Below are 10,978 nucleotides of genomic sequence, written 5' to 3' on the forward strand. Positions count from 1 at the left end.
GACACGCCCGTCGCGGAGGTCGGGGTCGACGGCACGACGCCGCAGGGCTCGGTCACGGCGCGGGCGTTCGGTGCGGGCCGGGCCCGCAGCGCCGGGGTCCACGCGGGCCGATGACCGTGCTCACGCCGCCGAAGGAGAACGTCCGCCGCGCCGAGATCCTCGACCTGCTCGCGGTCCTGTTCGGGCAGGCGCTGCGCGGTGCCGGGGTCGCGGCGTCGCCCGCGGAGGTGATCGAGATCCGCCGGACGCTGGCCATCGTCGGGGGCGGCGATCTCGGCGTGCTGCGCGCGGCCCTGCGTAGCGTCTCGGTCAAATACGGTTATGAGACCGAGGGTTTCGAGCACGCCTTCGACGTCTTCTTCCTCGACGCCGACCCCGGTTCCGGTCGGGAGGCGGATCTGCCCCGGCCACGGGGTGCCGCCGCGGACCTCCCCGACGACGTCGTCTGGGACGAGCAGTTCGAAGGGGCGGCCCGTCGCATCGGCGCCGACGAACACACCGAGGAGATCGGCGACCTGATGGCGCCCGATCCCGACGCGGGTGAGCGTCATGGCGAGAGCGCCCATCGCGAGGAGAACGACTTCACCGTCTCCGCCGGCGCCGAGCAGCTCGGCGTCGACCCGGACAGCGGTTCGGTGAGCGGGGGAGTGACCTACACCGTCGAGATCGATTCCGCCGATTCGGCAACCGTGGGTGAACTGACCGGTGCCGCCGCCCGGGTGGAGTCCACGCCGCTGGGTCTGACCGGCGCCGCCGCGATCCTGGCGGCGCTCGACGCCTACGACCCCCGCAGCGCCTACGGCGCCGACGGGAACGCCGACCTCGACGACGCGCGTCGCGTCGAACTCGAACGGGCGCTCGCGGCCTTCGTCGATGCGTTCACCACACGCCTCGAAGCAGCCGGGATCGCCATGGGCGACGCACTCGACCAGTCCGCGCCCGCGCGCACCGAGCAGGCGGACATCGACCGTGCGTGCCATCGGCTGGTCCAGCGCATGCGCGGCGCACCGCGCCGGGTGATCCGTCTGGGCGACCGCGGAACCCTCGACATCCGCGCCACGATGCGCGCCGCGGTGGCGACCGACGGGGTGCCGGCCGAACTGTGGCGCCGGCGTCCGCGGCCAGGTCCGGTGAGACTGCTGGTCCTGGTCGACGTCTCGCTGTCGGTCCGGCCGGTCACCGGGTTCATCCTGCGGCTCGCCCAGACCCTGCACCGATTCGGCGACCGATGCGAGGTCGTCGCCTTCGTCGACCGTCCGGTGCGCGTCACCACGGCGCTACGGGCCGCGTCCGCCGAGGCTGCACTGGCCGCAGTGCTCGCCGCCGACGGCCTCGACCTGGCCGCGACGAGCGACTATGGGCAGATGCTCGCCGGGTTGCTGGGCGAGTTCGGTGACCTCATCACCCCGCGTACCTCGGTGCTCGTCGTCGGCGACGCGCGCAGCAACGGATTCGACGCGCGCACCGACCTCGTCGCCGAGATCGGTCGACGCGCGCACCGGCTCGCGTGGGTGACGCCGGAGCCGTCGCGCTATTGGTCCCAGACGGGCTGTGCGATGGCCGACTATGCCGAGCACTGCAGCGGGGTGGTCAGCGTGCGGGACGGTGCCGAGATGCTCGCGCGCTGTGATGAACTTGGTGCAGCGCTGAGGTGACGTGAGTAGCGTCGGATGTGCGGGTCGCGGACAGCGAGTCATCGGCCCGTGGTGATCGGAGGACAACGGATGCAGGGTGGCACGCGCCGACGCAGCGCCGGTCATGTCGCCAAGTTCCATGCCCCCGAGATCGTGCTCGGACCGGGCGCTTTCGGTGAGGTGCCGCTCGCCACCTCGGGCCTCGGGATGCGCCGTCCGCTGGTGGTCAGCGACCGTGGTCTGGAAGGCACCCCCTGGTATGCACAGCTGATGTCGGGGCTGGCCGACGCCGGTCTGCACGCGGCCGCCTTCCTCGACGTGTCGCCCAACCCGCGCGCCGGGGAGGTCACCGCAGCGTTCCTGGCGTACAACTCGCACGACGCAGACGGGCTCGTGGCGCTCGGCGGCGGATCGGTCATCGACGCCGCCAAGGGGGTCGCGGTGCTCGCGTCCAACGGCGGCCACATCCTGGAGTACGAGGGCATCGATCGTGCCCACCGGCCCCTGCCGCCGCTCGTCGCGGTGCCCACCACGGCCGGCAGCGGCGCCGACGTCTCGCAGTTCTGCATCATCAACGACGCGCAGCGCCGCACCAAGGTCACCATCATCGGCCGCTCGCTGGTACCCGACCTGTCGGTGAGCGATCCGGAACTGCTCACCACGGTGCCGGCCGAGGTCACCGCACAGGTCGGCATGGACGTCCTGACGCACTGCGTCGAGGCGTATGTCTCGCTCGCGCACGGACGGATGACCGATTCGCTTGCGCTGGAATCGATCCGGGGCGTCTGGACCCACCTCGAGCGGCTCGTCGACGATCCGCTGGACAAGGTCGCGGCCGAGGAGATGTCGCTGGCGTCGCTGCGGGCCGGGATGGCGTTCACCAATGCGATCCTCGGCGCGACGCATGCGATGAGTCACCCGGTCGGCGGGCACTGCGACGCACCCCATGGAGCGATCAACGCGGTTCTGTTGCCGCACGTCATCCGCTACAACGCGGAGGTGTGCGCTGACGGCTTCGTCGACCTCGCCGGGGCGATCGGGTTGTCCACCGACGGGAACGCACGCATGGTCGCCGACCGCCTTGCCGACGCCGTCGGGGGACTGGGAGCCCGGGTCGGGATGCCGGAGTCGCTGAAGCCGTTGGGGGTTCGCGCCGAAGACCTCGACCGGCTCACCACGCACGCCCTCGCGGACTCGTGCATGACCACCAACCCGCGCCGACCGCAGGCGGCCGGGATTCGCGATCTGTATGCGGAGGCCCTGTGATGGCCGGCGCCGCGCGGCCCGACCCCGAGCGGGAACCCGCCCGTTCCGACCTCGAGAGCCTCGTCGGCCTCCGCAGCGTCAAGGGCAGTCACTATGCCCAGTACCGCGGGGTCGAGGCCCGGCTGAGTCGGGTGGTCGGTGCCCTGGAACGGATCTCGCGGGCGCTGGTGCGCACCGCCGAGGGGCCCGAGGCGCTGGTCATCGCGGTGGTCGAGGCCGCACGCGATCACCTGGGCGCCGAGTGGGTGGTCTTCGGCCTCGCCGACGGTCGGCTCGAGCGGTCCGCGCCGCGTCACCTGATCAGTTCGGGCGGCGGCCGGCTCTACGCCTTCGAGGGTTCGGCGACGGCCTCTCCGCCCGACGGCCTGCCCGACGAGGTGCTGAACCGACTCAACGACATCCTGCGCGGCCACGAGCCGGTGCTGCACGGCCCGATCCTGTCCGAGGATCACGTGCACGTGCCCGTCGAGCTCGACGGCAACGTCGTCGGCGGTCTGTCTGCGTGGACGCCGTCCGACCGGGTCGTCGACCCGACGGACGTCGTGGTCCTGCGCATCCTGGCCAGCCAGGCGATCGTCGCCCTGCTCAACGCCGAGCTCTTCTCCGAAACCCACCGTCACGCTGCGGAACTGGCCGAGCGGAACGACGAGCTCGAACGAACGCAGCGTGAACTCTCCGCCGCGATGCGCGCCACGGTCCTCAACGAGGAGCGGTCACGGATCGCCCGCGAGCTGCACGATTCGGTGACCCAGTCGGTCCTGTCCGCGGGGGTGCAGATCGAGCTGTGTCGCGACCTCGTCGACGGGGCTGCACTCGAGCGATTGCAGATGGCCGGCCGGCTCACGAAGGAGGCGGTCGAGCAGCTGCGGACGTTCATCTACGCACTCAACAACGCCGCGAGCGTGCCGTCGCCGAGCGTCCACGAGGTCCTGACCGAACTGTGCTCGCTGCACATGCCGCCGGATCTGACGACCGCGGTCCGCATCCGGGGCCGCTCCCGCGACCTCACCGACGACGTCCAGCACGCGCTGCTCCGGATCGCCGGGGAAGCGCTGTTCAACGCTGCGATCCACGCACGCGCGACAGAGGTCACCGTGACGCTCACCTACGCGCCGGACCAGGTGTCGCTGTCCGTCGACGACGACGGGGTCGGCGACCCCGAGCACCTCCGGCGCGTGCTGAGGACCGCTTCGCTCGGCGACCTCGCGGCGGGACGTCATCGCGGTCTGGCGAACATGGCCTCGAGGGCGACCGAGCTCGACGGCGAGGTTCGAATCCGCCGGTCGCGGGCCGGCGGCATCCGGCTGACCGCGATCCTGCCGACCGCATCCGATCCCGGAACGACGACCAGGGAGTTCTCGTGAGCACCGACAAGACGGCCGGGGACGCGCCCAGCCGGGGCAAGCAGGTCAGGCCCATCCGGACACTGCTGGTCGACGATCATGCGCTGCTCCGGGAGGGGATGCGCTCACTCCTGGAGCGGGAGGAGGTCGTCGAGGTGGTCGGGGAGGCCGGCTCGCACGACGCCGCGCTCGCCGAGGTCAACGCATGCCGACCGGACGTCGTGGTCGTGGACCTCAAGCTGTCCGCGGGTACCGAGTACGAGGGGCTGCGCCTGATCAAGGACATCGCCCAGCGCCACCCGGAGGTCGCGGCACTCGTGCTCACCACGTTCCTCGACGACGACCTGGTCGTTCGCGCGGTCCGCGCCGGTGCCCGGGGGTACGTCGTGAAGGACGTCGACACGACCGAACTCGTGCGGGCGATCCAGGCGGTGTCCACCGGTGGCAGCGCTTTCGACCCGCGCAGCGCCGCGGTGGTGTTGCGAACGGTGTCGGGGGAGGCGGAGGCCACCGAGACACTCAGCGACCGCGAGCGCGAGGTCTTACGATTGCTGGCGGATGGCATGTCCAACAAGCGGATCGGGGAGACGCTCTACATCTCCGAATCGACCGTGAAGTTCCACATCCGCAACATCATCCGCAAGCTCGGTGTCAGCAAGCGCACCGATGCGGTGTACATCGCGAGCAAGCGCGGCCTCATCTGACCGGTGGTCCTACGGGGTGAGGACCAGCCAGCCGCCGTGGTCGACGAACACCTCGGCTCCGGAGTGCCCGACGCCGCTCGCCCAGGTGTGCAGGTCCTTCTCGGTCAGCCGGAGACGATGTCCGAAGTGCGGACTGGGCTCCTCCTCGAACGGGACCGCGACGACCACACGTCGCCTCGCAACCCGAAGGGCCTCCGACAGCGCCGCCTCCACACCGGCCGCGTCGAGATGCTCGAGCAGGTGGATGAGCGAGACCGTGTCCACGGAGTCGTCGGCATAGGGGAGGGCGGTCGCGTCGCCGACGGTCGCGTCGACCGGCAGTCCGAGTCGACGCGAAGCGCACGAGAGCAGGGAGACGGCGCCCGGCGAGATGTCGCAGGCCGACACCTCGAACCCGTCCATCGCGCACGCCAGGGCCAGGAATCCGAAGCACGAACCGACCTCGAGCACCGACGAACCGCTGACGAGCGAACGTGCGCGCCGGTGAACCGGCGCGAATGCCGAAGCCCCGCAGCGGAGTTCACGGATCGAGTTGTCGTAGAACGCCGACCACGCATCGGCGGACGTGCCCGCCGAGGTCCGGATGATCCCCACCGCAGCGGATTCGAACTGTTCCTGTCCCGCCAGGACACCAGCGTCGACCAATGACACCAGGCCGTCGACGACCACCGAGTCGGAGATCGTCCCCTCGTCGAAGGGATGCGCGATCTGAAGGATGCCGGCCACCCGACGCCACGACAGAAGACCGCAGCGCGTGAAACCCCTGGGAACAAGGGCAGATCGGAGAATCCGCGGCTCGCGTTCGCGTACGACAGATGAGTCGAGAAGCGCAGCCCGGACGGTCGTCGACTGATCGGTGATGGTCATGAATCGACCGTAGAAACATCCTGACCTGCGCATAACTGACCTAGCGGGGGCAGGTACCTGTCCGAAAGGATGGTTCTGCGGTGCACGTCACATCCGCGGGTTCGTCGAAACTGGACGCACGACAGCCGGTTTCGGCGCCTGTCGGCAGACCGTGACCTGCGACGATGTTCGACACGACGGGTGGCCACCTGGCGATTTGACCCTGGCGAAACGGTTGCGTAACTTTCTTCGAGTCAGCGCGCCACGGCGCCGCCCCGGCCGGCCTGAGAGGGTCTGGATGGGGAGTGGAGACCGGGCTTCGCGCAGACCGCCCCCGAACTTCGACTGCGAGATTTCATGTCTTGCAGACGTGGTGCGGGTTGCCAGATCCCTTGTGAGTCGCGAACTTCGGGTTTGCGGGTCGCGGTGAGGGTCTGGTAGGCTGGAAGAGTTGCCCCGGAGACGGGGTGGACGTCGGAAAGTCAGAGCAAGTCTGCTGGTGAGGGCCCCTTGTGGGGTTGGTAGCTGGTGGGTGTGTGTTCTTTGAGAACTCGATAGTGTGATGATGAATTGTCTGATGCCATTTTTTGGCATCGAGCATTCTTTATGGATGTAGATGTTTATTTTTTGTGTGATGCTCGGCCCCGTCTGGGTGTCACATTAAGCTAGTTTTGGATTGGTCAGGTTTGCTTTCCTGATTGTGTTGAAACGCTGGTGCTTTTGGGTGCTGGTTTTGTTTCACTATTTTTTCATGGAGAGTTTGATCCTGGCTCAGGACGAACGCTGGCGGCGTGCTTAACACATGCAAGTCGAACGGAAAGGCCCAGCTTGCTGGGTACTCGAGTGGCGAACGGGTGAGTAACACGTGGGTGATCTGCCCTGGACTCTGGGATAAGCCTGGGAAACTGGGTCTAATACCGGATATGACCTTACGTTGCATGACGTTTGGTGGAAAGCTTTTGCGGTTCAGGATGGGCCCGCGGCCTATCAGCTTGTTGGTGGGGTAATGGCCTACCAAGGCGACGACGGGTAGCCGACCTGAGAGGGTGATCGGCCACACTGGGACTGAGACACGGCCCAGACTCCTACGGGAGGCAGCAGTGGGGAATATTGCACAATGGGCGCAAGCCTGATGCAGCGACGCCGCGTGAGGGATGACGGCCTTCGGGTTGTAAACCTCTTTCACCAGGGACGAAGCGCAAGTGACGGTACCTGGAGAAGAAGCACCGGCCAACTACGTGCCAGCAGCCGCGGTAATACGTAGGGTGCGAGCGTTGTCCGGAATTACTGGGCGTAAAGAGCTCGTAGGCGGTTTGTCGCGTCGTCTGTGAAATTCTGCAACTCAATTGTAGGCGTGCAGGCGATACGGGCAGACTTGAGTACTACAGGGGAGACTGGAATTCCTGGTGTAGCGGTGAAATGCGCAGATATCAGGAGGAACACCGGTGGCGAAGGCGGGTCTCTGGGTAGTAACTGACGCTGAGGAGCGAAAGCGTGGGTAGCGAACAGGATTAGATACCCTGGTAGTCCACGCCGTAAACGGTGGGTACTAGGTGTGGGGCTCATTTCACGAGTTCCGTGCCGTAGCTAACGCATTAAGTACCCCGCCTGGGGAGTACGGCCGCAAGGCTAAAACTCAAAGGAATTGACGGGGGCCCGCACAAGCGGCGGAGCATGTGGATTAATTCGATGCAACGCGAAGAACCTTACCTGGGTTTGACATACACCAGACGCATGTAGAGATACATGTTCCCTTGTGGTTGGTGTACAGGTGGTGCATGGCTGTCGTCAGCTCGTGTCGTGAGATGTTGGGTTAAGTCCCGCAACGAGCGCAACCCTTGTCCTGTATTGCCAGCGGGTTATGCCGGGGACTTGCAGGAGACTGCCGGGGTCAACTCGGAGGAAGGTGGGGATGACGTCAAGTCATCATGCCCCTTATGTCCAGGGCTTCACACATGCTACAATGGCTGGTACAGAGGGCTGCGATACCGTGAGGTGGAGCGAATCCCTTAAAGCCAGTCTCAGTTCGGATTGGGGTCTGCAACTCGACCCCATGAAGTCGGAGTCGCTAGTAATCGCAGATCAGCAACGCTGCGGTGAATACGTTCCCGGGCCTTGTACACACCGCCCGTCACGTCATGAAAGTCGGTAACACCCGAAGCCGGTGGCCTAACCCCTTGTGGGAGGGAGCTGTCGAAGGTGGGATCGGCGATTGGGACGAAGTCGTAACAAGGTAGCCGTACCGGAAGGTGCGGCTGGATCACCTCCTTTCTAAGGAGCACACAACATCACCCATTTCTGCCGGCGTATGTCCGTGCGGTGGGTGTGTGTTCGAGGGTGAAACATCAGACAGGCCACTGCTTTTGCTGCCACATGGTGGTGAGGGTCGGTCGCCGCCGCGCTGTGAGGCCGGCGGGTTCACGTCACACTATCGGGGTTCTGAGGGAACACACGTGAGTGTTGTCTCTGACCTAGCTGTGTGGTTGGCGGTGTTGTTGAGGTGTCCTGTGATGGGGTGCGGAGATGCCAACGATCGCATGGTGTGTGTTGTTTGAGAAGTGCATAGTGGATGCGAGCATCTTTATTTCAAACCAATGCTTCGACCCTTTTGGGGTGGGAGTGCTTGGTCTGTGATTTAGCAGAAATTGTTTTTTGTGATGTCTACATTCGATCCCCGCTGATGTGGTTCGTGAGAACTGTTGGGGTGGGGGTGGTTTGTAGGTGTTGTTGTAAGTGTGTAAGGGCGTTCGGTGGATGCCTTGGTACCAGGAGCCGATGAAGGACGTGGTAGGCCGCGATAGTCCTCGGGGAGTTGTCAAACGAGCTGTGATCCGAGGGTGTCCGAATGGGGAAACCCAGCACGAGTGATGTCGTGTTACCCACCTCTGAATGTATAGGGGGTGTGGAGGGAACGTGGGGAAGTGAAACATCTCAGTACCCATAGGAAGAGAAAACAAAATGTGATTCCGTGAGTAGTGGCGAGCGAAAGCGGATGAGGCTAAACCATGCGCATGTGATACCGGGTAGGGGTTGTGTGTGTGGTGTTGTGGGGTTCATCTTCTTCCATCTGCCTGTGGAAGCGTGAGTCAGAAAATCGTGTGTTAGGTGAAGTGGCCTGGAATGGTCTGCCGTAGACGGTGAGAGTCCGGTAGCTGAAAACACATGGTCTTGCGTGATGGATGCCCAAGTAGCAGCGGGCTCGTGGAATCTGCTGTGAATCTGCCGGGACCACCCGGTAAGCCTGAATACTTCCTGGTGACCGATAGCGGACAAGTACCGTGAGGGAAAGGTGAAAAGTACCCCGGGAGGGGAGTGAAATAGTACCTGAAACCGGACGCTTACAATCCGTCAAAGCCTGTGCACAGTTTACTGTGGTGGGTGATGGCGTGCCTTTTGAAGAATGAGCCTGCGAGTTAGTGCTCGGTGGCGAGGTTAACCCGTGTGGGGTAGCCGTAGCGAAAGCGAGTCTGAATAGGGCGAAAGAGTCGCCGGGTCTAGACCCGAAGCGGAGTGATCTACCCATGGCCAGGGTGAAGCGACGGTAAGACGTCGTGGAGGCCCGAACCCACTTCAGTTGAAAATGGAGGGGATGAGCTGTGGGTAGGGGTGAAAGGCCAATCAAACTCCGTGATAGCTGGTTCTCCCCGAAATGCATTTAGGTGCAGCGTCACATGTTTCTTACCGGAGGTAGAGCTACTGGATGGCCGATGGGCCCCACAGGGTTACTGACGTCAGCCAAACTCCGAATGCCGGTAAGTGAGAGTGTGGCAGTGAGACTGCGGGCGATAAGGTTCGTAGTCGAGAGGGAAACAGCCCAGATCGCCGGCTAAGGCCCCTAAGCGTGTACTAAGTGGAAAAGGATGTGGGGTCGCGAAGACAACCAGGAGGTTGGCTTAGAAGCAGCCACCCTTGAAAGAGTGCGTAATAGCTCACTGGTCAAGTGATCCTGCGCCGACAATGTAGCGGGGCTCAAGTACACCGCCGAAGCCGCGGCACTCACACAATAGCCCGTCGTTTTTCTACGGAGAGGCGACCAGGTGTGTGGGTGGGTAGGGGAGCGTCCTGCATCCGTGGAAGCCACAGAGTGATCTAGTGGTGGAGGGTGTGGGAGTGAGAATGCAGGCATGAGTAGCGAAAGAAGAGTGAGAAACTCTTCCGCCGAATGACCAAGGGTTCCTGGGCCAGGCTAATCCGCCCAGGGTGAGTCGGGACCTAAGGCGAGGCCGACAGGCGTAGTCGATGGACAACGGGTTGATATTCCCGTACCCGTGTATCCGCGCCCATGCTGAATCAGTTGTACTAACCATCCAGATCCCCCAGGAGCACCTTCGGGTGCCGGGTGGGGTGATGCATGGGACCTTGGCTGGTAGTAGGCAAGCGATGGGGTGACGCAGGAAGGTAGTGGGGCCAGTCAGTGGTTGTACTGGTGTAAGCCTGTAGGGCGTGTTCTAGGCAAATCCGGAACACATTGAGCCTGAGAGGTGATGCGTAGCCGTTGCGGTGAATTCCATGATCCTATGCTGCCGAGAAAAGCCTCTAGTGAGTTGGTACACGGCCCGTACCCCAAACCAACACAGGTGGTCAGGTAGAGAATACTAAGGCGATCGAGAGAACTGTGGTTAAGGAACTCGGCAAAATGCCCCCGTAACTTCGGGAGAAGGGGGACCCAGACCGGTGAACGAATTTACTTCGGGAGCTGGTGTGGGTCGCAGAGACCAGAGAGAAGCGACTGTTTACTAAAAACACAGGTCCGTGCGAAGTCGTAAGACGATGTATACGGACTGACGCCTGCCCGGTGCTGGAAGGTTAAGAGGACCGGTTAGTTCCCTTTGGGGAGCGAAGCTGAGAATTTAAGCCCCAGTAAACGGCGGTGGTAACTATAACCATCCTAAGGTAGCGAAATTCCTTGTCGGGTAAGTTCCGACCTGCACGAATGGCGTAACGACTTCTCTGCTGTCTCAACCACAGACTCGGCGAAATTGCAGTACGAGTAAAGATGCTCGTTACGCGCGGCAGGACGAAAAGACCCCGGGACCTTCACTATAGCTTGGTATTGGTGTTCGGTTCGGTTTGTGTAGGATAGGTGGGAGACTGTGAAGTGGGCACGCCAGTGTTCATGGAGTCGTTGTTGAAATACCACTCCTGTSTCTTATACACATATACGAGCCCACGAGACTATCGCTCA

Annotated in this window: 5 protein-coding genes, 2 rRNA genes and 1 pseudogene; 7 read left to right on the forward strand and 1 reads right to left on the reverse strand. The window is 63.6% G+C overall.

Annotation, left to right across the window (positions count from 1 at the left end):
• The 5 genes and pseudogenes from LQD00_RS02045 to LQD00_RS02065 all read left to right on the forward strand — a co-directional run.
• Positions 1-114, forward strand: a pseudogene (locus LQD00_RS02045) (MoxR family ATPase); the annotation flags it as partial.
• Positions 111-1,655 (forward strand): MadC family VWA domain-containing protein, encoded by a 1,545-nt coding sequence (gene madC, locus LQD00_RS02050; protein WP_232715462.1) that lies wholly within the window; start codon positions 111-113, stop codon positions 1,653-1,655. The pseudogene LQD00_RS02045 and the gene madC, both read left to right, overlap by 4 nt.
• A gap of 69 nt (positions 1,656-1,724) precedes the next feature.
• Positions 1,725-2,900 carry an iron-containing alcohol dehydrogenase gene (locus LQD00_RS02055; RefSeq protein WP_232715463.1) on the forward strand — a complete coding sequence of 392 codons (1,176 nt, stop codon included), beginning with the start codon at positions 1,725-1,727 and terminating at the stop codon, positions 2,898-2,900.
• A complete protein-coding gene (locus LQD00_RS02060; protein ID WP_269784542.1) occupies positions 2,900-4,264 on the forward strand; it encodes a MadS family sensor histidine kinase in 1,365 nt (454 codons plus the stop codon). Before LQD00_RS02055 ends, LQD00_RS02060 begins: the two co-directional genes overlap by 1 nt.
• Positions 4,261-4,947, forward strand: a complete 687-nt coding sequence (locus tag LQD00_RS02065; RefSeq protein ID WP_308195914.1) for a MadR family response regulator transcription factor — start codon at positions 4,261-4,263, stop codon at positions 4,945-4,947. The genes LQD00_RS02060 and LQD00_RS02065 overlap by 4 nt, the downstream gene beginning before the upstream one ends.
• A gap of 9 nt (positions 4,948-4,956) precedes the next feature.
• Here LQD00_RS02065 and mftM read toward each other — a convergent pair whose 3' ends face one another.
• A complete protein-coding gene (mftM, locus tag LQD00_RS02070; protein ID WP_232715464.1) occupies positions 4,957-5,814 on the reverse strand; it encodes a mycofactocin oligosaccharide methyltransferase MftM in 858 nt (285 codons plus the stop codon).
• A 727-nt stretch (positions 5,815-6,541) separates the two neighbouring features.
• Between mftM and LQD00_RS02075 the strand changes: the two genes are divergently transcribed.
• A 16S ribosomal RNA gene (locus LQD00_RS02075) occupies positions 6,542-8,064 on the forward strand.
• A gap of 456 nt (positions 8,065-8,520) precedes the next feature.
• Positions 8,521-10,978, forward strand: a 23S ribosomal RNA gene (locus LQD00_RS02080); the annotation flags it as partial.

It is taken from the genome of Gordonia metallireducens (assembly GCF_021245825.1).
GTDB lineage: Bacteria > Actinomycetota > Actinomycetes > Mycobacteriales > Mycobacteriaceae > Gordonia > Gordonia namibiensis.

Excerpts from the sequence above, each read along its gene's own strand:
- madC (WP_232715462.1), top strand. The coding sequence starts at position 111 with ATGACCGTGCTCACGCCGCCGAAGGAGAACGTCCGCCGCGCCGAGATC.
- LQD00_RS02055 (WP_232715463.1), top strand. The coding sequence starts at position 1,725 with ATGCAGGGTGGCACGCGCCGACGCAGCGCCGGTCATGTCGCCAAGTTC.
- LQD00_RS02060 (WP_269784542.1), top strand. The coding sequence starts at position 2,900 with ATGGCCGGCGCCGCGCGGCCCGACCCCGAGCGGGAACCCGCCCGTTCC.
- mftM (WP_232715464.1), bottom strand. The coding sequence starts at position 5,814 with ATGACCATCACCGATCAGTCGACGACCGTCCGGGCTGCGCTTCTCGAC.